This is a genomic window from Thermoactinomyces sp. DSM 45891, from assembly GCF_900119485.1.
Lineage (GTDB): Bacteria > Bacillota > Bacilli > Thermoactinomycetales > Thermoactinomycetaceae > Baia.
The window spans coordinates 480,763-502,347 of record NZ_FPJZ01000001.1; the positions used below are offsets into that span (position 1 = coordinate 480,763).

Annotated in this window: 28 protein-coding genes and 1 riboswitch; of the genes, 7 read left to right on the forward strand and 21 right to left on the reverse strand. The window is 40.6% G+C overall.

The window, feature by feature from the left end:
- Positions 1 to 186 precede the first annotated feature (186 nt).
- From BT147_RS02425 to BT147_RS02475, 11 genes are all read right to left on the reverse strand, one after another.
- Complete coding sequence (locus BT147_RS02425; RefSeq protein WP_072330529.1) at positions 187 to 471, reverse strand: ferredoxin family protein; 285 nt, start codon at positions 469 to 471, stop codon at positions 187 to 189.
- Positions 468 to 1,778, reverse strand: a complete 1,311-nt coding sequence (locus BT147_RS02430; protein WP_072330531.1) for an FAD-dependent oxidoreductase — start codon at positions 1,776 to 1,778, stop codon at positions 468 to 470. Before BT147_RS02430 ends, BT147_RS02425 begins: the two co-directional genes overlap by 4 nt.
- A gap of 53 nt (positions 1,779 to 1,831) precedes the next feature.
- Positions 1,832 to 2,899 carry an electron transfer flavoprotein subunit alpha/FixB family protein gene (locus BT147_RS02435; RefSeq protein ID WP_143187883.1) on the reverse strand — a complete coding sequence of 356 codons (1,068 nt, stop codon included), beginning with the start codon at positions 2,897 to 2,899 and terminating at the stop codon, positions 1,832 to 1,834.
- Positions 2,900 to 2,912: 13 nt separating this feature from the next.
- Positions 2,913 to 3,746: an electron transfer flavoprotein subunit beta/FixA family protein gene (locus BT147_RS02440; protein WP_072330533.1), complete on the reverse strand. Its 834-nt coding sequence runs from the start codon at positions 3,744 to 3,746 to the stop codon at positions 2,913 to 2,915.
- Positions 3,747 to 3,788: 42 nt separating this feature from the next.
- Positions 3,789 to 4,151, reverse strand: coding sequence for a hypothetical protein (locus BT147_RS02445; RefSeq protein ID WP_072330535.1), 363 nt, complete (start codon positions 4,149 to 4,151; stop codon positions 3,789 to 3,791).
- Positions 4,152 to 4,459: 308 nt separating this feature from the next.
- Positions 4,460 to 5,770: a GTPase ObgE gene (gene obgE / locus BT147_RS02450; protein ID WP_072330537.1), complete on the reverse strand. Its 1,311-nt coding sequence runs from the start codon at positions 5,768 to 5,770 to the stop codon at positions 4,460 to 4,462.
- A gap of 25 nt (positions 5,771 to 5,795) precedes the next feature.
- The gene (locus BT147_RS02455; RefSeq protein WP_072330539.1) at positions 5,796 to 6,521 is read right to left on the reverse strand and encodes a Spo0B domain-containing protein; all 726 of its coding nucleotides are present in this window, start codon (positions 6,519 to 6,521) and stop codon (positions 5,796 to 5,798) included.
- 196 nt (positions 6,522 to 6,717) lie between these two features.
- A complete protein-coding gene (rpmA, locus tag BT147_RS02460; protein ID WP_072330541.1) occupies positions 6,718 to 7,026 on the reverse strand; it encodes a 50S ribosomal protein L27 in 309 nt (102 codons plus the stop codon).
- 27 nt (positions 7,027 to 7,053) lie between these two features.
- Positions 7,054 to 7,383: a ribosomal-processing cysteine protease Prp gene (locus tag BT147_RS02465; protein ID WP_072330543.1), complete on the reverse strand. Its 330-nt coding sequence runs from the start codon at positions 7,381 to 7,383 to the stop codon at positions 7,054 to 7,056.
- Positions 7,383 to 7,694: a 50S ribosomal protein L21 gene (gene rplU, locus BT147_RS02470; protein ID WP_072330545.1), complete on the reverse strand. Its 312-nt coding sequence runs from the start codon at positions 7,692 to 7,694 to the stop codon at positions 7,383 to 7,385. Before rplU ends, BT147_RS02465 begins: the two co-directional genes overlap by 1 nt.
- A gap of 168 nt (positions 7,695 to 7,862) precedes the next feature.
- The gene (locus BT147_RS02475; RefSeq protein ID WP_072330547.1) at positions 7,863 to 8,288 is read right to left on the reverse strand and encodes a hypothetical protein; all 426 of its coding nucleotides are present in this window, start codon (positions 8,286 to 8,288) and stop codon (positions 7,863 to 7,865) included.
- A 227-nt stretch (positions 8,289 to 8,515) separates the two neighbouring features.
- Positions 8,516 to 8,713, forward strand: a riboswitch (cobalamin riboswitch).
- Between the two features lie 154 nt (positions 8,714 to 8,867).
- Between BT147_RS02475 and metE the strand changes: the two genes are divergently transcribed.
- Together metE and BT147_RS02485 are read left to right on the forward strand one after the other, a co-directional pair.
- Positions 8,868 to 11,165 (forward strand): 5-methyltetrahydropteroyltriglutamate--homocysteine S-methyltransferase, encoded by a 2,298-nt coding sequence (gene metE / locus BT147_RS02480; protein ID WP_143187884.1) that lies wholly within the window; start codon positions 8,868 to 8,870, stop codon positions 11,163 to 11,165.
- A 203-nt stretch (positions 11,166 to 11,368) separates the two neighbouring features.
- The gene (locus tag BT147_RS02485; protein ID WP_072330549.1) at positions 11,369 to 12,316 is read left to right on the forward strand and encodes a TDT family transporter; all 948 of its coding nucleotides are present in this window, start codon (positions 11,369 to 11,371) and stop codon (positions 12,314 to 12,316) included.
- A 71-nt stretch (positions 12,317 to 12,387) separates the two neighbouring features.
- On the opposite strand, the gene BT147_RS02490 is transcribed toward BT147_RS02485, so the two are convergent.
- The 6 genes from BT147_RS02490 to BT147_RS02520 all read right to left on the reverse strand — a co-directional run bounded on the left by BT147_RS02490 (position 12,388) and on the right by BT147_RS02520 (position 16,377).
- Positions 12,388 to 13,356 (reverse strand): peptidoglycan recognition protein family protein, encoded by a 969-nt coding sequence (locus BT147_RS02490; RefSeq protein ID WP_072330551.1) that lies wholly within the window; start codon positions 13,354 to 13,356, stop codon positions 12,388 to 12,390.
- Between the two features lie 186 nt (positions 13,357 to 13,542).
- Positions 13,543 to 13,686 carry a DUF4177 domain-containing protein gene (locus BT147_RS02495; RefSeq protein WP_083426300.1) on the reverse strand — a complete coding sequence of 48 codons (144 nt, stop codon included), beginning with the start codon at positions 13,684 to 13,686 and terminating at the stop codon, positions 13,543 to 13,545.
- Positions 13,687 to 14,176: 490 nt separating this feature from the next.
- Positions 14,177 to 14,512 carry an Imm8 family immunity protein gene (locus BT147_RS02500; protein ID WP_072330553.1) on the reverse strand — a complete coding sequence of 112 codons (336 nt, stop codon included), beginning with the start codon at positions 14,510 to 14,512 and terminating at the stop codon, positions 14,177 to 14,179.
- A gap of 374 nt (positions 14,513 to 14,886) precedes the next feature.
- Positions 14,887 to 15,318: a hypothetical protein gene (locus BT147_RS02510; RefSeq protein ID WP_143187885.1), complete on the reverse strand. Its 432-nt coding sequence runs from the start codon at positions 15,316 to 15,318 to the stop codon at positions 14,887 to 14,889.
- Between the two features lie 16 nt (positions 15,319 to 15,334).
- On the reverse strand, positions 15,335 to 15,769 hold the full coding sequence (locus BT147_RS02515) for a hypothetical protein (protein ID WP_072330564.1): 435 nt from the start codon (positions 15,767 to 15,769) through the stop codon (positions 15,335 to 15,337).
- A gap of 254 nt (positions 15,770 to 16,023) precedes the next feature.
- The gene (locus BT147_RS02520) at positions 16,024 to 16,377 is read right to left on the reverse strand and encodes a transposase (RefSeq protein ID WP_072330566.1); all 354 of its coding nucleotides are present in this window, start codon (positions 16,375 to 16,377) and stop codon (positions 16,024 to 16,026) included.
- A 188-nt stretch (positions 16,378 to 16,565) separates the two neighbouring features.
- On the opposite strand from BT147_RS02520, the gene BT147_RS02525 reads away from it, so the two are divergent.
- Positions 16,566 to 17,438: an IS3 family transposase gene (locus tag BT147_RS02525; RefSeq protein WP_083426301.1), complete on the forward strand. Its 873-nt coding sequence runs from the start codon at positions 16,566 to 16,568 to the stop codon at positions 17,436 to 17,438.
- Positions 17,439 to 17,557: 119 nt separating this feature from the next.
- On the opposite strand, the gene BT147_RS02530 is transcribed toward BT147_RS02525, so the two are convergent.
- Positions 17,558 to 17,830, reverse strand: coding sequence for a barstar family protein (locus BT147_RS02530; protein WP_072330568.1), 273 nt, complete (start codon positions 17,828 to 17,830; stop codon positions 17,558 to 17,560).
- A 31-nt stretch (positions 17,831 to 17,861) separates the two neighbouring features.
- On the opposite strand from BT147_RS02530, the gene BT147_RS15380 reads away from it, so the two are divergent.
- Genes BT147_RS15380 through BT147_RS15945 form a run of 3 tightly spaced genes read left to right on the forward strand, consistent with a single transcriptional unit; the run spans position 17,862 to position 18,741 of the window.
- Entirely contained in the window at positions 17,862 to 18,140 is a 279-nt protein-coding gene (locus tag BT147_RS15380; protein WP_177239634.1) for a hypothetical protein, read from the forward strand.
- Positions 18,137 to 18,574, forward strand: a complete 438-nt coding sequence (locus tag BT147_RS15190) for a DDE-type integrase/transposase/recombinase (RefSeq protein WP_177239636.1) — start codon at positions 18,137 to 18,139, stop codon at positions 18,572 to 18,574. Before BT147_RS15380 ends, BT147_RS15190 begins: the two co-directional genes overlap by 4 nt.
- A complete protein-coding gene (locus BT147_RS15945; protein ID WP_353640696.1) occupies positions 18,535 to 18,741 on the forward strand; it encodes an IS3 family transposase in 207 nt (68 codons plus the stop codon). Before BT147_RS15190 ends, BT147_RS15945 begins: the two co-directional genes overlap by 40 nt.
- Positions 18,742 to 19,034: 293 nt before the next feature.
- Here BT147_RS15945 and BT147_RS02540 read toward each other — a convergent pair whose 3' ends face one another.
- Together BT147_RS02540 and BT147_RS14975 are read right to left on the reverse strand one after the other, a co-directional pair.
- On the reverse strand, positions 19,035 to 19,868 hold the full coding sequence (locus tag BT147_RS02540; RefSeq protein ID WP_072330570.1) for a hypothetical protein: 834 nt from the start codon (positions 19,866 to 19,868) through the stop codon (positions 19,035 to 19,037).
- Positions 19,869 to 19,952: 84 nt separating this feature from the next.
- Entirely contained in the window at positions 19,953 to 20,615 is a 663-nt protein-coding gene (locus BT147_RS14975; protein ID WP_353640697.1) for a polymorphic toxin-type HINT domain-containing protein, read from the reverse strand.
- On the opposite strand from BT147_RS14975, the gene BT147_RS15795 reads away from it, so the two are divergent.
- The gene (locus BT147_RS15795; protein ID WP_286118940.1) at positions 20,560 to 20,826 is read left to right on the forward strand and encodes a hypothetical protein; all 267 of its coding nucleotides are present in this window, start codon (positions 20,560 to 20,562) and stop codon (positions 20,824 to 20,826) included. The two genes, BT147_RS14975 and BT147_RS15795, sit on opposite strands and share 56 nt — an antisense overlap.
- Before the next feature lie 157 nt (positions 20,827 to 20,983).
- Here the strand turns inward: BT147_RS15795 and BT147_RS02550 are convergent, their stop codons facing one another.
- Positions 20,984 to 21,502, reverse strand: a complete 519-nt coding sequence (locus BT147_RS02550) for a hypothetical protein (protein ID WP_072330574.1) — start codon at positions 21,500 to 21,502, stop codon at positions 20,984 to 20,986.
- Positions 21,503 to 21,585: the final 83 nt, after the last annotated feature.

Below are 21,585 nucleotides of genomic sequence, written 5' to 3' on the forward strand. Positions count from 1 at the left end.
CCCGTTTAGCATAGTCCTGTGACAATAGGATCGTCTAAGCGTTTTTTGCGAGTGAATCGGAGAATGCAGCTCCACTTCACTCGCAGGCTCACTATTGGAGCTGTGGTCAGATACATGTCCCTATCTCACTCCATCTAAATAAACCAAGCCCTCAAAATAACAAGAGCTTGGTCCCCTAACACTGCCCTATCCTAACTTATAACTCATCCCATATCCACCCTGCGGATACACCCACTCAATATTATAAGCTGGACAAGCAATCCGACACGTCCCACACTCAATACAGTTCTCATAAGCAACCGTCGTGATCTTCTGACTAGGGTCCCAGTCATACACATCAGCCGGACAAAAAAAGTTGCAATCCTTCGTCGTGCAGTCGACACAAACATCAGTTTCTTTGATTGTCAGATGCGAAACATCATCGCATTTAAAACGAATCGTATACAATTTATCCGAAAGATTTTGACTCATCCGTTCATCGACCTCCAGCCCTTATATCCTAATTTTAATAAATTGATCATCCCACCAGCCGCTTCCTTTACTCTCCGAACCGCATACTTCTGCTTCTCCGCTTTCGGTACTCCATCTACTAAAAACATATTATATGCCGCATCATTTAGTGCCCTCGGCAACCTGCTAAATAACAATTCGGGGTCTTCCTCTTTTAAAAGCTGATGCATCCCCTTATACTTCTGTAAATCCTTCATGATGAATGATGACTTTACTGACTCATCGTACATACGAAGACTACTAGCTGAGAAATCCTCTCTTGTCTTGGCGGCTATAATGGCTTCTCCTGCCAAACGACCTGACGACATAGCTAAGTTCGTACCTTCGCGGTGAACAAAGTTAACCAATTGGGCAGCATCCCCTACCAAACACCATCCATCTCCCGACAATGGGGGTACAGAGTAATAACCTCCTTCTGGGATCAAGTGACCTGAGTATTCCAACGTCTCTCCACCTTGAATCAACTTTCGAATCATCGGATGTTGCTTGACGGATTCCAAGATTTGATAGGGTTTCATTCGCTTATCACGCAGATGATCTACCATCACCCCTACGCCAAGCGAAATGGTTTCTTTGTTGGTATACAAGAAACCCATCCCAGCCATCCCCAGTGATGTTTCGCCCATAAACTCGATGGTAACCCCTTCGTTTCCCTCAACCTGAAAGCGATCTTGAATCTTCTCACTCGGAAGCGCGATAATTTCTTTTACAGCAAGGGAGACTTCGTCTGTTTTCCACTCCCTATGGACACCTAAGGCTTTTCCTAGTAAGGAATTTACTCCATCTGCGATGACGACTACATCCGCATATAAATCTCCATCATCCCTGTCCGTCTTTACTCCAATCACTCGGTTTCCCTCTCGAATCACATCCAATGCCACAGTTTGATAGATCGGCAGAGCTCCTGCCTCTACTGCTTTATTAGCAAACCATTGGTCAAATTTAACCCGTAATCCTGTAAAGCAATTATACGGATCTTTATATGCCTCATTTCGGTGACCAAAAGTAACCATAGACTCTTTGCCCATCATCCAAATTCGTTGCTCAATAATATTACGCTCCATAGGGAAATTTCGTTCTTTCCAAAATTCTGGAACCAACTCTTCAACCTGTTTCCGATATAAAACGCCACCAAAAATATTCTTAGCCCCTGGGAATTCACCACGTTCGAGCAACACAACACTAAGCCCAGCTCTCGCCATCGTAAGAGCTGCTGCTGTACCTCCTGGCCCCGCCCCCACTACAATCGCATCAAATTTTTCGTTCACTTGCGACCACTCCTCCGCTTCTTATCTCGAAATCCTACTACTTCTGATTCTGATTAGACTTTGAAAGCCATAGTGGGATCTTCTTTTGCCGCTTTTCTCTTTTTTACCTCTGCGGTGATCGCAGGAACCATTTGAAACAAATCCCCAACGATGCCATAGTGAGCAAATTGAAAAATAGGTGCATTTTCATCCTTGTTAATCGCAATGATCACATCCGACCCAGCCATTCCTACTGTATGTTGCACTGCTCCGGAGATTCCAATCGCGAAGTATAACTTCGGTCGCACGGTATATCCCGTCTGGCCAACTTGATGTTCATGAGCAATCCAACCCGCATCCACACAAGCACGACTCGCTCCCACCTGCCCGCCTAACTCATCAGCCAGCTCTTTCAATAGACGGAATGGTTCAACCCCTCCCAGCCCACGTCCTCCTGCCACGATGATCTCTGCTTCTTCTAAGTTAACAGTGCCAGTTTGCTCAATAAAGTTAACGACTTCTGTCGCAATCTGCTCTCCTTCTGTTGGGTTGGCAATGAGGACAATCTCCCCCTTCCTTTCCGGATCACGTGGTAAGGATTGAAAGACTCCTGCCCGAGCTGTTGCCATCTGAGGTCGATATTGTTTACACAGAATCGTAGCCATCATTTTCTCTGAAAAAGCCGGACGACTTGCCAATAGAAGCCGGGATGGATGCGGCTCCACATCCAATTCAGTCGTATCAGCAGTTAATCCAGTCGGAAGATGAGTAGCGATCGCTCCAGCCAAATCTCTCCCAGTTCCTGTAGCTCCAAATAGGCAAATCTCAGGCTTATGCTCTTCGATCAGCTTTAGGGTAATGCGGCTATAAGGCCTAGTACGATAGTCCCGAAGTTCGGAACCTTGGCAAAGGAAAACACGATCTGCTCCGTAATAGATAGCCTCCTCTGCTAGGTGCCCCACTTCATCGCCAATGACAAATGCCATTAAAGGAACTTCCAACTTGTCTGCTAATTTTTTTCCAGCACCAAGCAACTGCCAAGATACTTTCTTCGCAATTCCATTTCGTTGCTCTACAAAAACAAGAACTCCACGATACTGAGACCAATCCGGCATCTGCTCATTGTTTTGCTCTGTTGACATCGTTTCTCCTCCTTCAAGCCCAACCTAGTTTCTGAGCTAATTCACTACCCCACAACTTCTCCATCAGCTGCTCTGCTATTTGCTCGGGAGCAACACCTGCGATCTTCTCTCCATCAATTTTCCGAACCTCCGGAACCCATGTCTTACTTACAATGGTAGGGGATCCTTTTAAACCGATCTTGCTGATTTCAATGTCAGGAAAGTCATTGGTTGTCCAGACTGTGGGCTTGAATCTCGCCGCCCGAATCATTCCCGGCATAGGAGCTCTTCGAACTTTGTTTAACTCCTTTAACGCTGTTATCAGTACTGGAAAGGAAGTCTCAACCACTTCAATCCCGTCTTCTAACTTACGCTCCACACGAACACGGCGCTTCTCTGGATCCACATGGATCACTTTTCCTACATAAGTAAGTTGCTCTAGATCTAAGCGACATGCAATCCCTGGACCCACCTGACCCGTATCACCATCTAGTGTCTGCTTTCCACAGAACACCATGTCGATGGGTCCCCACTCGTCCGCTACTTTTTCTAATGTTTTTGCTAACACATACGATGTTGCAAGAGTATCTGCTCCTGCAAATTTACGATCGGTGACCAGTACAGCCTCATCAGCCCCTAGCGAAATACATTCTTTGAGAGATTTTTCTGCAGGAGGAGGCCCCATTGTGACCACTGTAACTCGTGCTCCTAGTTCATCTTTAATCCGCAACGCTTCCTCTAATCCGTGTAAATCATAGAAGTTTACGATACTTGGAACACCTTGGCGGATTAAGGTATTCGTAACTGGATCGATCCGGATCTCTCTACTGTCTGGAACCTGCTTGATGCAAACAACGATATGTAGCATTTGGCTACCTCCAATTTACGCATTGGGTATGAGTGGATGAAATCAGGCTCGTTGCATACGAGATAAACGATTCATCTCCTGGACAAACAACTTCTTCGTTAATACATCACGCTTTGAGTGAGTTACTAAAACTTGTGATATTTTGAACGCAACCTCAAACGGGTGAAGAACATCCGTCTCAAAAAAAGGGCTCCGGTACCAAAACGGTTTCTCAGGGCAAGTTGGATAAACAGATACCTTCCATCCTCGTTCCTGCTTTCTTTCACACCAAATAAGTGCAATTAACCAATGAGTTACTCCTTCATAGATCGCACCTTCGCCTCTAGATAACGCTCCTTTATCATGAACGCCCATAGAGACCGCTTTCTTATCATAAAAATCCATTAAAAGGGGTAACTCGTTCATCCGCTCTCCCTCCGATCAAACATAATAATCGCTATAACCATACTATTCAGTTTTTAGTTGATTAATTCAACCATAAACCCTACTACTAGCTTTGATCAAAAGGTACAAAGAATAAAGGAAACAGTTTATTCACTTGATATGTTTCCTATTGAAGGGAGATTCAGGCACACACTATACATCTATTTTACACTAAATGAACGCTATAATTAACAGAAGATATCATTATTTTAGAATTAGCAGTTTATAGTTCTGATTAGAGGGGATAAAAAAGGGCTATCCCACATTGGAATAGCCCATCTCCTTATGAATCAATCAACGTAGTCCAGGTTTTCCGTAAACTCAAACTCCATCTCACCGATTCGAATCGTGCTTCCTTCTTCCGCACCACGTTGCCGCAACTCGGCTTCCACACCCATATCTTTCATAATTTTACTAAAACGCATCAGTCCGTCATGATAATTAAAGTTTGTCATCAGGATTAATTTTTCAATCTGGGTTCCCTCTATAACAAAAACTTCATTTTCTCTTCGGATCGTAAATGGAACTTCTGGTGCTTCAGATTTATACAGTTTACGCCCTACTGGTCCAGTTGAAACTTCCTCCGGTTGATTGGCAATCTCTTCTTCGACTTTGTCTAACAGATTAGCAGCGGCAAACAATAGCTCACGGAGTCCCTTCTTTGTCACAGAAGAAATAGGGAAAATAGGCACATCTTTGCCTAACTGCTCCTTGAAAAACTCCAACTGCTCCTCCGCATCTGGAAGATCCATCTTATTCGCCGCGATGATCTGTGGGCGCTTTTCCAGATCCTGATTATATAGAACTAGCTCTTTATTAATTTGCAGGTAATCTTCGTATGGATCTCTACCTTCTGAGCCTGCCATATCAATCACATGGATGATCACTTTCGTACGCTCCACATGGCGTAAGAATTGGTGTCCGAGTCCAACTCCCTCATGAGCCCCTTCGATCAAACCCGGGAGGTCTGCCATGACAAAACTACGACCATCTTCTACCTGAACCACTCCTAAGTTAGGAGCAATCGTGGTAAAGTGATAAGCTCCAATTTTCGGACGAGCGGCAGAAACGACAGAAAGCATCGTGGATTTCCCAACACTTGGGTAGCCAACTAGTCCAATATCAGCAAGTAGCTTCAATTCTAATTCAATCCAACGCTCTACTCCTGGCTCACCGTTTTCCGATATCGCAGGGGCTGGGTTGACTGGCGTAGCAAATCGCATATTTCCTTTTCCGCCACGCCCACCTTTTACGATGACCGCTTCTTGACCGTGTGCCACTAAGTCAGCAATCAACTCTCCTGTTTCGGCATCTCGCACTACAGTACCTGGAGGCACCCTTACAATTTTATCATCTGCACTTGCCCCATGCTGTGCCTTACTACGTCCTGGTTCGCCTGGTTCGGCCTTAAAGTGACGTTGGTAACGAAAATCCATCAATGTACGCAGACCTTCGTCTACTCGGAAGATGATATCGCCACCGTTACCTCCGTCGCCACCAGCTGGTCCACCATTCGGGACATATTTTTCACGACGAAAGGCAACTTGCCCACGACCGCCATCTCCGCCTTTTACATAAATCTTGACCTGATCTACAAACACTTTCTTCACCGTCCTATGTACAGTGTCACCAAATATGCTGGATCATCATTCTCTGTTTTTTTCTAGAAAGGGAAATTTTCCCTCCTAATTTACTAACTCGTTCTTCTAAACGATCCCAAGCATCCGTTACAGGAAGCACAATCCTCTTATGATCATAATCGAATACTTCAAATGTCACATATACAACTTGCTCCTCTTCCGATAAAGTAAGCTGTATTTGCGCCCAATCATACTTACCTTGTCCAACCTGATCGAACCAATCCGCTACACTTTTAATCATCTGTAGCAAATCCTCTTCTTCGGGTAAGGAGATGCGAATATCTTTGCTGATATCTACATGCCACTTCCAGTTAGTATGCTCGACCCCGATGGTCAAAAGAAAAGTCGCTAATAAAGGGGACTGAAACACACCAATGTGCTTCTCTTTATTTACGTCTTCTGCTAATTTTTTTAGATATCTATAATGTTCTTCTTCTTTCTTCATCTGGAGAAAAAAGATCATCATCTGTATATGATTTGCCCAATCATGGCGAATTCGACTCAAAATTTTTTTCAGTTTCTCTGCTTGGGCCGTCTCTCTCTTGGTTTCGAGCTTATATCGAATCATAAAAGCACCCAAAAGCCAGCTTAAGAGTGCCAGGGTAAGGTACACTAAATCCACCCAACTCTCCCAAGTTACGATCGTCCAACTTATGAATACTATACCCAATGGTAAAAAAGGCAAAATGATCTCTTTCATTCGCTCTACCAAGATCGCCCGTCTCCTCTCAACTACTCTATACTCTCAAAGCTTGTACATGTAAAAAATTGTACTCTAAATTTACAATATTCGCCACAATACAAAGCAAATAAATCGAAATATAGCAAGGAGAGTTAGATTTTGTCGAGAAGAATCAAGAGAAATGAAAAACCCTGACCGTTCTAGGCCAGGGTAATATTCCGAACCATTAAGCTTGAGTAGCAACTACTTCTTGCTCAACTGTTGGATAAATGCTTACACGTTTGCGGTCACGACCCAAACGCTCAAACTTCACAACGCCGCTTGCTGTTGCAAACAAGGTATCATCTCCACCACGTCCAACGTTTTGACCTGGATAGATCTTGGTACCACGTTGACGAACTAAGATGTTCCCAGCAAGTACGAACTGACCATCAGCACGCTTCACACCAAGACGCTTGGATCTACTGTCACGACCGTTCTTTGTAGAACCTACCCCTTTTTTCGATGCGAAGGCTTGTAGATTTAGTTTAAGCATGTATTCCACCTCTTTTCGATTATGAGTTTATTTGTTAATCCATCTCACGTATTGTGGATACGAATCAGCAATATCTTTGAGCGAAATCACCATAGCTTCGACAAGCAAGTCAATCTTCTGTTCCACTTCAAGAGCAAGTCCTTCTGGAACCTGAAGATCTACTCTTCCACGACCATCATGCGGTTGATGTACCCTCACACCTGTTAAGATCTCGATGGCATTTACCTGTCCATACACAATGCCTGAAACGGCTGCACAAACAATATCAGACCCTTGCTCTGCAAATCTAGCGTGACCGGTTACAAGTACTCGCTTAGCCCCGCCATGGTTATCTCGTTCAATCCGTATTCGAATCATTAAGCTTCAATGTTTTCGATTACGACTTTAGTAAATGGCTGACGATGGCCTTGTTTTTTCTTATAATTTTTCTTCGGCTTGTATTTGAACACCGTGATTTTTTTACCACGACCGTGTTTTACCACTTTACCGGTTACTTTTGCATTTGCAACGATTGGAGAACCGACAACCGTTTCACCGTTTTTGTTAACGAGAAGAACTTTGTCAAAAGTTACTACTTCACCTTCAGCTGCTTCCAACTTCTCGATGAATAGAACTCCGTCTTTCTCCACACGATATTGTTTACCACCAGTTTCGATCAAAGCGTACATAGTTTACCCTCCTCTTTATCAGGACTCGCCAAGGTACGGAAAGGGTATACGCCCTATTTACAATCCGATCCTGCGCGGTATCGTTAGCGTTACACAAATCGAACGCTTAACATACAAGCGATATCTTACCACAGCTGGTCCTTAGTGTCAAACGGTCTTATACTGGAGTCAACTCATAGATATACTATAGGAAACAATGAACAAAGCGATACTGACAGTAAGCAAAATGATCGTTCCTTTCGTCATCCAAGAGCTAAATCTAGCTAATGAAGCCAGATGGTTTACGAATGCATAAGCAACCGAACAAATAAGTCCCGTAATGGCAAAATCCCATTGCCCGATTATGCACGCCGATAAAACACCTCCTATAGCATGTAAGACATAAGATGCAATCCGCGAGTATCTCCTTGTCTTACTTGCTATCCAATCGGCTAGTAATGATACTGGTAACGCATAGATAAAGTAAAATGGGTATACATACAGGGATAAAAAGAAGATCGAATCAAGAGAAGAAAAATAGCTTCCTGGACTAGTTATAACCAACACCGTAACAAGCGATAGAAGCAGCGAAACAAATAGCTTTCTAACGAACATCATTTTCCTCCTTCAACATTTCCACATCTTTAGGGATCCGTTTCATTGAATGGTTAAAAGCCATCTTTTATTTATATTTTAAACATTTATAATCAATTATCTATTAAAATATTACACGTTTATTATACAATGGAATGGAGCAGATTCGCCTCAGTATAAAAAACTGATAATTCTCGAATCAACATAATATCGAATCTGCTCGCATAATCCATAATATCTCTACAACAATTGAATAAGTGAAAACAGGTTCCTTGAATCATGTATGTTCAAGGATGAAAAGGGAAGCTCGGTGCAAATCCGACACGGTCCCGCCACTGTAAAAGGGGAGTCAGACACAAACAACCACCACTGATCCGTCAGGATTGGGAAGGTGTGTTCTGATGAAGATCCTAAGTCAGGAGACCTGCCTGTTTTGACAACACTGCAAGACCTACGGGAGATAGGGAGGTGTTAGAATGACTATTAGGTGGAGACTCTGTGCATCTCTGCCCTCACTAGGCATCTCTAACGTTTCATTTCAACTGTTAGAGATGTTTTTTGCGTGCGCTAGGAAATACGTATCATATGGGGGACATTGAGATGAGTAGAGTGAAAAGCAGTAATCTAGGATACCCACGTATCGGCCAAAATCGGGAGTGGAAAAAGGCTTTAGAAGCATTTTGGGCTGGAAAGTTAGAAGGATCCGATTTCGAAGAACAGATGGAGCAAATTCGTCTTCACCATATTCAAAAGCAAAACAACAAAGGGATTGACTACATCCCCGTTGGCGATTTTACACTATATGATCACATGCTCGACACCGCAGTTATGTTTGGAATTGTGCCAGAGCGATTTTCTTATCAAGGTGGCGCGGTTTCTCTTCAAACTTACTTCGCTATGGCTCGTGGTTGTCAAGCCGCTGTAGCCTGTGAGATGACGAAATGGTTTAACACAAATTATCATTACATTGTTCCTGAATTAAGTGATATCGCACCCACCTTAACCGAAAACAAGCCACTTATTGCGTACCGAGAAGCGAAAGAAAAGCTTGGCGTTACAGGGAAGCCTGTTTTAGTGGGCCCCTATACATTTATAAAGCTTTCAAAAGGATATACAGAGACTCAGTTGCCAGCCATTATTCTGCAACTTGTGCCGCTGTATTCACAAATCTTGCAGGAGTTAGCAGCAGAGGGCGTGGAATGGGTCCAGTTTGATGAACCGATTCTTGTCACGTCTATCACCACAGAAGAGATGGAAACGGTCAAATATATCTATAATCAACTTCATGAGGCGGCTCCTGAGCTGAAAATCATGTTACAAACTTATTTTGATTCGGTTGAATTCTACTCCGAATTAACAGATCTACCTGTACAAGGGATTGGATTAGACTTTGTACACGGCTTAGAAAAAAATATCCAGTCCCTTGTAAAAGTCGGATTCCCAGATGACAAAGTGTTAGGTGTTGGGCTAGTCGATGGACGAAATATTTGGCGCTCTGATCTAGATAGCAAGTTACAACTGCTGAACACCATTATGGGCGCTGTACCGAAAGATCGACTATGGCTTCAGCCTTCAAGTAGCTTACTTCATGTCCCAGTTTCCCTCGATCAAGAGCAAAACTTAGATCCGCTTGTGAAGGACGTATTAGCGTTTGCTGACGAAAAGCTAGATGAAGTTTTGTGCTTACTGAAGGGATTGCAAGATGGAGAAAATACGGTTGCTGATGCCCTAAGAGAAAACCAGATAGCACTTGATCGTTTAGCCAGGTCTCCAGTCCGAAACTGCACCCCTGTCCATGCAGCGGTAGCAAGTGTAAAGTCACAGGATATCACTCGTCAATCTGCCTTTGAACAAAGACAACCGAAACAACAGGAATCCTTAAAGCTCCCTGTACTTCCTACTACGACCATTGGAAGCTTTCCGCAAACCTCAGAAGTTCGCCAAGCTAGACAAAAGTGGAGAAAACAAGAATGGTCTACTAAGCAATACGATGGTTTTATACAAGGTCAAATTAAGCAATGGATCGACATCCAAGAAGAAATCGACTTAGACGTTTTGGTCCATGGCGAGTTTGAACGGACAGACATGGTAGAGTTTTTTGGCGAAAAGCTAGGTGGGTTTGCTTTTACACAGAACGGCTGGGTCCAATCATACGGATCACGTTGTGTACGACCACCTGTTATTTATGGAGATGTGGAATTTCTAGAGCCGATGACAGTAAAAGAAAGTATGTACGCTCAATCCCTTACAGAAAAACCCGTAAAAGGAATGATAACCGGCCCTGTAACCATCTTGAACTGGTCATTTGTACGCGACGATCTCTCCAGAAATCAAGTATCCGATCAAATCGCTCTCGCCCTGCGAAAAGAGGTAGAAGCATTGGAATCTGCTGGAATTCGCGTCATTCAAGTGGATGAACCCGCCCTACGTGAAGGGTTCCCGCTCAAGAAAACAGAATGGTCCGCCTATTTAGCTTGGGCTGTTGCATCCTTCCGTCTCGCCACCTCTTCTGTTCAAGACACCACACAAATCCATACACACATGTGCTATAGCGAATTCCACGATTTCATTGATTCCATTAGCGATCTAGATGCAGACGTCATCTCAATCGAAGCCTCTCGTAGTCACGGAGAATTAATGTACTCCTTCCGGAGTCATGCTTATAACAAAGAAATTGGCCTTGGTGTATACGACATTCATAGTCCACGGATTCCTTCCGTTGATGAAATCGTCAGCACGATCGAACTAGCTTTGCAAGTACTTGAACCAAACCAATTCTGGATTAACCCCGATTGTGGATTAAAGACAAGGAATAAAGAAGAAGTCGTTGCTTCATTAAAAAATATGGTCGCTGCAACACATATTATTCGCGATCGAATTAGTTCAATGGAAAAGTAGTAAAGAACAACAAAAAACAATGAGCGATTCCAGTATCTTATTATTGTCTATCATGATGAGATACTGGAATTTTTCATGGTTGCTTTTTTGTAACACAACTTTGATAACCTGTAGTAGAATGAGTTTGTTGATGAGACGCTCATGTAAGTCAGGGCTGGAGTCTATATCATGACTATGAAGGAATCCTAGAGGAGAAATATTTGATGATTAACAAGTTACAATACATCCCGATTCCAATCAATGGTTTGATTTTAGCGTTATTTTCAGTAGCAAAATTGCAATTTAGCTTTCACGTTGATTGGCTGGCCTACATGATGATCACACTTGGATCTATCTTTTTAGTAGGCATGCTTTGCAAAATCTTTTTCACACCAAGTCACATATTTCATGACTTACAAAATCCGATGATCGCTGCTGTATCTCCCACATTTCCAATGGCTACAATGGTATTTTGTAGCTTTTTTATGGAGCAAAGCATCTTTTGGAGCATCATTTGGGGGATTGCCGCGATCGTTCACATTTCATTAATGGTTTATTTTATCTATCGCTTTGTTTTACAAAGCAAGGTAACCATGATTCATATCTATCCAAGTTGGTTTATTACGTATATTGGGATGGCGATTATTCCGCTCACCGCAGGTAGCCTAGTACCGTTGATATCAACCGTTATCTTTTGGATATCTATAGTGTTCTATCTTATTTTACTACCACTCGTATTCATTCGCATTTTTGTGATGCGTGATTTAGAAATGGCTGCGCTACCGCTTATTACGATTTTATGTGCACCCGGATCGCTGTTATTAGCGGCATATTTAGCGCATTTTGAAACGAAATCAGTAAACTTTGTTTGGGCACTTCTTATTCTTTCACAAGCTCTATACGTAAGTGTATTATGGCAACTACCTAAGTTATTACGTCTATCATTTTATCCCAGTTATGCAGCATTTACATTTCCACTCGTCATTTGTGCAACAGCCCTTACCAATACATTAAAATATTTAGGTTATAACGGCACAGCCGGACATACGCTGAGCATCATGGAAACCATTATCGCAAGTGCCATGGTTATGTATGTAGCCATTCGATATAGCATATTTTTAATCACACAAATGAGGCCGAAACAACAAGTAGTGCAATCACAGGCAATGTGATAAAAACGAGCGCTCACGGTTCAGTGATGAAAAGAGCCCCCTTTACACAAAGAAATAAAGGGGGGTTCTCCTTATCCAAACAATGCTCGCCATGTCGTTGGGCCTACAACTCCATCTTGTTTAAGCCCGTTTCGTTTTTGAAACGCCTTCACTGCTCCCTCTGTCTTAACGCCAAACACACCGTCCACTACCAGCCCACCCAATTTCCGCTGGATCGCTCTCACTATGTCACCCTTCGATCCCCTTCGAATCAAATTCCCTGGATATACATTCGGATTATGGAACATCGATTTCCAAGTGTTAGGCCCTACCACTCCATCCACTTGTAATCCATGGATTTTCTGCCAATCTCTCACGGCCTTCTCTGTCACAGAGCCGAATATTTGATCTACTTTTACGCCTAATTTCTGCTGAATACGCCCCACAACAGGGCCTCTTGCTCCCTTCCGAATGAGGTAACCAGGATAAGCGATTTCGGTGTAACCGGGTTCTGGAATTTCTGGATTACTACCACCCCCACCGTCTATAACCTTCTGCACTTCACCGACAAACCACTGTTTATTAATAGAGCTCCCTGGACAAGTTTTACTGCTCATCTCGTTATGAAACTTGATTCTCGCACCTCTATACTTCACGAAGTAGGCAGTTAATTGAAACAAGGACGTGCTTTGTGGATGTTGAAAAGGATCGTGGCCCACATCAAAATTCCCCACTGTTTCGACCATGAATGGGTGAACACCATCTGAGTCTGAATCATTATAGCCCGTAGCACTAGCTGGAGGGAGATTAATATCTCTACCTAGAACGAACTTCCCATCAGGAAACAAAGAAACGTGTTGTGCAATCGTAATAAACCCTCTCCCTAAATGGGCAGATCTCATACCGTTTTGCAAGGTAATATAGTTTGCCCCGTTAAAGCTGGAATGATCGGGTTTCCATGTGTGATGAATATGGATTTCTGGATGCTTCGATCGATCATTTTCGGTAATATACTCGATTAACTCATCCACCGTTACAATCTTCCCATATGTCCATGTCATCGATCTATCTCTTCCTTCTCATGTTTTTTCTCGATGTCATCCAAATAGAGGCGATTCTCAGTGTTGTGGTTACGTCGTATCCCTATCTACTAGTAAAGATAGAACTGTATTTACTAGATTATTCAACTTCTCATTTTTTGCTAGGGCATATTTTTTATATTATTTAGATAAAATAGAATAGTAAGTCTAAAATGTCTGATCGCTTCCCAATATTTGATTAATAGACATCTGAGTAAAACGCCAGCCATCTTCCGCCATACGATTCATCACTGCCTCATAATCTTCTGGATTAGCAAAGGTAGGTACCTTGATCACTTTGTACTCATACATCGGATAGTCTCCTCTTCCCCCTCAACTTCTCATCACTCAAGCTAATATACATCAAAAAAGTGTAATCGTGGAGTTAAATCCGATTACACTTTTTACTAACAAATAGCTAGATTATTAATTTCGCAGGAGGTAGGATTCACGCCCACAGACTCCTTGCAACGTCAGTAGTTTTCAAGTCCACGGAATCTACCATATACAATGCAATAAGGGGTAATAGTCCTAAACAAACCGCGGTTTCATGAAATATAGGTTTACCTCAACCAACCTCATTTTCTATGGTTTGTTAGCAAAGTCATTAGCAGTTTTGTTAGCAACCTTGTCATTGTCCACAAAGTTAGATTAACTTCCCTTAACATAACCATATATATAAAGTGAGAAGCTCGTCTTCTATAGCTAAAATAGGCTCTCGATTTAGCTTATGCAGCTATATTTATCGGCGCGGCGCATTACTTGGTCAGACTTCCTCCACCGTATCTCCTGTATACCTGCATTAATCGCCCCTATCCATCCTTCTTCTAAAATACCTAGACAATTGACATACGGTTTCGTCATAATCTTTTCCACAAGACATATGAACTAGCCTCTCCACAGTATTCTCAACCAATTTAGTATTAAAATCAGTCATGATCAAAAGTCCATAACCAATTTCAATATCTTTGTCACTAATACTTCTCTCTAACCTTTTAGGGCTAATCACATCAAAGGAAAAGTTTGAATAATCCGCCGAATTCTCCAGCCCGATTTGCAACTCATACTGCACTACAAAATCATCTTCTCCCTCGCCCCAATCTTCATAATCCCTAATCAAAGAAAGTATTTTAATCATACAATCACCTCAGTTCTTCTCCCTGAAGGCGATCCAGTATTTTCTGTGAAGTTAGCTCTGATCATCTCTTCTTTTGGCTTATACCCCATACGAATGGCCCTCATCTTATCTGCACTAGAATAAATAAAGTTTCCTTTCGGATCAAGAGTAAATTTGTAATCTTTCCCAACCCACGCCATCACTGCTTCAAATGTCGAACTTGGTTATTGCCCTCTTCTAGATCTGCCCGTATGCTTCCATGACCCTTTCAAGCAATTTTAGGATATAAAAATGCAACCACCCTAAGGAGATATTGGGGTAGTTGCATTCCTAATATATATGCACTTACGTCAGGTGTATCACGACATTTTTATATGAAGACCGGATACGCAAATCTACGCTATGCCATACCTTAATAATATCTTTGTAGCAGCAGAATTTGTAGGATCAACGGTTATGATCTCTTTCGCTATCTCCACAGCCTCTTCTTTGGAAACAAGCTGATCAGGAATCTCGTGAAATAGCAGGATACAGGATTTGTACTCTACATCATCAGGATCTAGTGCAGCTGCTCTCCTCGCATGGTAAAGTGAGCTCTCATAAGCACCTTCAATATAAGGGAGAGATATAGATAACATGACGTACAAAAGCTCATGTAATTTCGCACTTTCCTGTTTCAAGAGTAGGCTATATCCGAAGGTATATATAAACATACTTCCAGTTTCGTGAGACAGTCCTATGAGACATTCATGTAAATCGTCAAAATCAACCTGAAAAGCAAGCTCTCTAGCCTCTTCCATATTACCTTTTAAAAGTTCTTTTTTCATTTGCTCGATCATAGTTTCATTCTACTATTAAAATGGGACTTATTTTTAAACCAACTAATTCATTGCCTGAAAATAAGAAAACTGCATTACTGAACGCAATTTCCAAATCAATTAGCTCCCCTTTGCTAAACCAAATAATGAACCCTTCCTCTAAGGACTGAACATAAGCTTGGTTAGAAGGAGTAATTATCTCAAGTTGCGGAAAGCCAATTTCCTTAATACACCTATCGGCATAATTGCAAGCCCATTCGTTCACGATAGCCGGATAAATACATTCAATTTCACCAAGAAATCCACTTTCATTTATCCAGAACATTATACTCTGGGAAACTCTAAAAGGCCTAGAATTATCTGACATAAACCCAGAAACAATATTGTAAGTGTTCACTTCTGGTGTATAACTGCCATTGATCTCACTACTGACATTTCTAAGATTCGTAAGTTTTATCATATAGAAATCTGCTCCTTCCCGTGAAATAGTATAGAAGCCTCTATGCAAGACTTCTATACTATTAAATCCTATCTTTTAAAGCTACTTGGCCAAACTCCTACAACTTCATTACTTTGTTGATTAACAAATACAGATGTAGTGTACTAATTATAGCGATCTTTGTAACTATCAACTTAAACAAAATCGCCTCCAGACCGAGGCCTAGGGGCGATTTTAGTAAATTCCCTGTAAATAGACATAAGCCTATGTATATATCACTCATTCTCTTCAACATACGATAAGAAAAAATCTTGTAAACACCCGTTAATCGGCTCATCGTTACCGTCTAATGTAACATTAAACTCAAGAAACCCATTATTACCTACCGACACTATTCCATCAAGGACTCCTAGCATCTCAGCTATTGTATCCACTTGTATATGTTTAACCAACTTAAAGAGAGTCTCCCTATTTTCATCTGAAAGATCAGCAAACATCCTTTTTAATTCTTTCCAATACTGATCTTTAGCATCCGTCTCACTTTTGTTTAAAAACACTTCTCGATAATATGAACCATTTTCTTTTATTATCTGATTATACAGATCTTTAGTTAATGACTCATCATTCATGATTCAACCGATAGGAGACCTCGTGAAGAAATCGTAACGTGATCCGAAATCTTTTTCTAAATGAATGCTCAGAACCACATTTTCCTCCTATCGTCCCTCCCCTCTAAAAGTGACCTGCTATAGTGAAATTGTAACACCACAAAGAATTAGACGAGATATAATAAAGACATAGAAAGTGGTGTTGCAAAGTGAAAAGAAAGAATTATGATCCCATTTTTAAAGAGAAGCTAGTGCGTATGCACCTCGAAGAGGGAAGAAGTGTAAACAGCCTGACAAAGGAATACGGACTGGGAGCAGGAAGTCTTAACAGCTGGGGCAAGAAATACCGCGAAGAATACAAACAAACCAATCGAATGGATCAATCAAACCAAAAGGAAATTTACCATCGTTATGGTGGGAAAATGGGTTACCGGATGATCCAGAGAAGGCTGGCTCACGAAGGGCATTTATGTAGCCAGGTAACAGTCTATAAATATATGAAAGAACTGGGTTTGCGATCCATTGTGTTCAAACGAAAACCACCTTATGTAAAGAGTAAGAAACACAGAGTGTTTCCTAATGTTTTAGCTAGAGAATTCACTGCTGAATACCCCAATCAACGATGGTGTATTGATTTTACATATATTCATCTGGCCAGTGGACAAATTTATTACAATTGTTCTATTTTGGATCTGAACAACCGCAGAATTGTTTCCACCAAAACGGCATCATACATAACTGCTGATCTAGCTATTAAGACACTCCAAATGGCGCTCCACAAATGTTCACCTAAAAAAGGAGTGATTGTGCACAGTGATCAAGGTGTTCAGTTCACTTCGAAATCCTTTACTGAATTCTGTTCGAAGAACGGGATTATACAAAGCATGAGTGCATCAGGATGCCCCTATGACAATGCTCCAATGGAATCGTTCTTTGGAAAACTGAAGAACGAGCACTTGAATCACTACGTGATTAAAGATTTTGACCATTTAAACCAATTGATTGACGACTATATTTTTCGTTATTATCACCATATACGACCTCACAGTGCCTTAAATGGAAAAACTCCAATGGAGGTATAGTTGATTTGATTTCTTCAATGGAGTGTTACAATTTTGCTTGCTTGACCAGGTCAGTTCATCCCCTCCTGCTGTTAATTACATTGTATAGATAACTAGTAAAGGAGATAGATCAAACCTAGCTACATTAATGTAAGCCTAAAACACTCTCCAAACTCTTTTTCTGCTTCTCTCATCACCACTACAACTTCCTCAACCTCATCAGATAGATTTTCAAAAGAATCTTGAAAATTTAACCATTGTAAAGCTGTTGGTTCAATATATCCTGTTAAGCAATCCCAAAGAGCATCCAAATTTTCTCCATAGTAATCAGGAAAGCCCAGCTTCTCCTTCAGTAATTTATGTAAGTGACTTATCGTCATGATGTCTTTTCCATCAATTACAATATCTCTCATTTCTAAATTCCTTTCTACTAATGAAATAAAAGTGGAAGTAGCCGACAAATGGATTAAGCAGGGTTATACAGCACGCAAGGTGCTGAAAATAGTCGGGATAAGCGAGCAAATATATTATTATCGCCAAAAGCATCGTCATAGAAAAAAGAGAACTTCTAACGGAGGACGTCCTATTCCTGGGTTCTCTTTGAATAAGCAAGATGAAGCAATTAGTGACCTTCAAATACAGGAATGGCTGGGCGAATTATCCTCTGGCGAGGAAGCAGTATATGGATATCGGAAGTTAACGGTTTTACTTCGAAGGCAATGAATTTACTTCAACCTCAACGAAAAGCAAATCCTGTATTCCCAAGAAAGATTGCTTGCAATCGTGTCTTAACGGCTTCGAATCAATTATGGGAGATCGATATCAAATATGGTTTCGTAACAGGCGAACAGCGCTTCTTCTTTCTGTTATCAATACTTGACGTGTACGATCGAAGCATCGTGGATTATCATATAGGGCTCTCTTGTGAAAGCAGACATGCAACTCAGACCATTCAAAGGGCTTTACTGAAGCGTCAGCAATATGAACAGAAGAAGTTGCCTGTGCTCCGCACAGACAACGGACCGCAGTTTATCTCACGTTTATTCGGAGGTTTCTGCGGTCAAACTATCTGGAACACGAGCGTATCCCACCTCGTACGCCCAATAAAAATGCCCATATCGAATCGTTTCACAGCGCTTTGGAGCGTGAGTGTTTGATTCGTCATGAGTTTAAAAACTATCAAGAGGCATATGAGACTGTAATCAATTATATAGATTTCTACAATAAACGTCGGATCCATGGGAGATTATTTGATCTTGCACCTCACGAGTTTTTTCAAGCTACGCTTAAAAAGCAAATTTCATCACTCATCGTGAATGTATAATACACTGAATGAATAATATCTAAATCTGCGATTTACAGAGAATAAGAGAGATCCACTCAATATTTAGGGGGTTAAGTCGGAAAAAGCTACTCATTCTTCCCTCTCGAAGAAGAATGAGTAGCTTTTTCGATCCAGATTCGTCCTTTTGCTAAGAGAAAAACTCGCTTCTAGTTTAGATTAGAAGCGAGTTTTAAGCCACTATTGTTTATTTAAATACCAGCTAATAAATGTTTGGTCATTAACAAAGTTGCCTCACAATCTACCATACCTGAATGAATAAAATTTTCAATTACCTACATCCAACTAGATACATCATAACTAGATAAAATACTGTTCGTAGCATCAGATCGATTACTACTCAAGGTAAATAATTTGCTCTTCCCATTATCGTATACAAATCTTCCTCTAAGAAAAGAAAATAAAGACTGTGGTTTGATTTTATCTATTTTTCGCCCATTTTTTAGAAGACAAATACTATCTTCTTGTACAAAAGCAAATAGACCATTACGAAAGATAATTTCATGTGCACGATAACTAGGATATGTTATATAGCTTTCCTGATTTGTTTGATAGTTCAACACACCAATTCGATTATGATCTTTATCTTCAAATAACATATAATCTCCAGTACCATTCTCATGTAAACTAATCATCTTATATTTAGATATTTTGCTCCACAAATCATAAAAAGGCATATGAGATTTCATAATCGTATTTAAGTCCACAGCTTCTAATCTCTTTCTTTCGATACACAACTTATAGAAGCGACCTTGATAGTCTGTAAATAAGACATCTTGCTCTTTCCAAATATATATTGAAGAGAAAACAATATCTGCGAATTCATTTTTCAATTCTATTATTTGAAAATCTCCAGAATCCAAATTGGTATAGATCATACACTCATTATCTGGACAATACAACAATACTTCATTGTTGTAATAATGTTTGTATAGTGAATGTATAATAACTCCCTCAAAAAGGTCTATACACCTCACTTTATTAAAATTGGTGTCCATGACTTTAACACCTATATAATTATTGTTTATGACAACATTATCTAAAACACATTCAAATAAATATACATCATTATCCTTGGCTTCTAGTTCATGTAGTAACGCTACTCGCATAGAATCAATCTCTCCTATTTTCTTACGTTTGATCATTTTAACAACTATGGGATTTGATTTTGACAAATCCCATAGTTGTTACTTTTATTTCACATTTATTCTTTTTGTAGGGTCAATTGTTCCCGAAATTAGTTCTCCAGTTGTTGGGTCAGCTTCTCCAAGATGTCTTCCCCTTTTGTCATACACTTCCAAATGAGCTCCTGGGCCTTTATGGAACGTATCACGATGGAGGTATCTATCCCCATCCTTGTATACTTGAGCCCCTTTCACAGGGGGAATCTTAGTTTTCTTGAGACTAGACAATGCTGTTTCTTTATCCAAAGGAATCCTGTTGTCTGCTACCCATGCTGGGCTCTTCATTGCCTTGTTATGAACAAAAATGTTCAAATTAGACACAAAGTACGTGTGATACCCCTCAACCTCAATATTATAAACTGTAGCATGTTTCTTCTTCACTACGATTTTATCAATAGGAATCCGTTTGCCTTCTGAAGTCTGGAGTTTATCACCTTCACGTAGGTCTTTTACCTTGGTCCAGCCTTTGCCCTCGACCCAGAAAGGATGTTCGGCAGTGGTTTCAATCTTTTGATCGGAAACATAGACTTCATAAATCTCGTCTACTTCTCTTTCAAAGAGATGGACTACTTTTTTATAGTCTAGGTTCCCTGTTTTTTCATCTTTGGCTAGAACTTTGTCTCCAATTTGTATTTCTTCAATCGGTTTATCACCAGCTGATGTCGCAATCAGAGTTCCAGCAGTAAAACAACTACTTGGTTTCGGTGTAGGCTTAGGAGTTGGAGTGGTAGATTTCCCTCCGAAAAATCCTGCAATAGAAGCAGCAGCCTTATCAATATATTTACCAGCACTTCTCCCTACGCGAGTAGTGGATAACCAAAAACGAAAGCCACTAGATGATTCACAAAGTACAACTAGATTTCCTACTGGTAAAAATACCTAAGTATCTATATCTATATTCATAAGGAATAAGAGTACCTACCTATTTACGCATACAACAGGTAGGCACTCCAAGTCTTACAACAAATCCTCTCCTTTTTTATTAAAAAGAAGAATATGTTTATGCTGGCTTTACAGCGAAAAGAACGTCTTCCCATCCACTAAATGTTATTATCATTGTATGGTGAAATCATTTCTTCCACGAATAATCCTAATAAATGTAATTGTTGTATAAACTCATCATCCAACTGAAAAGAACAACCAAAATACATATAGTAATCATAACCAAAATGAACAAAAACATCTGGTGTATGGACTAATTTACACCATAGATACTCTCTCAACACTATTCTTACTAGATGTTCTATATCGTTCTTCTTCAAATAGACACCATTTTTTATCTTTCTATACAATTCATCCATATCTTTTGATAGATATATATCTTGATCCGCATATAGTTGTAGAGTATCGTATTTCTCCAAATTACTAACTTCAAGAACAGACACTCTTACCTTTTCCATAAATGCAATTACGGCATTCACGTAATTATTTTCTACTGAAAGATATTCATTCCAATTTACTGCTTTTCCAACATCAGCAACTGATGTCCATTCATCTCTTGTATAAGCACCATTTACCCTGTATTCTGGATTATACTTCGTCACCCGATAGCTGTACATAATACATCTCCCTATGGAAGAAAAACCCAGAGATTTTTATATCACTAGGTTTTTCAGATTATCTTCTCAGTCTTCTAAAGACG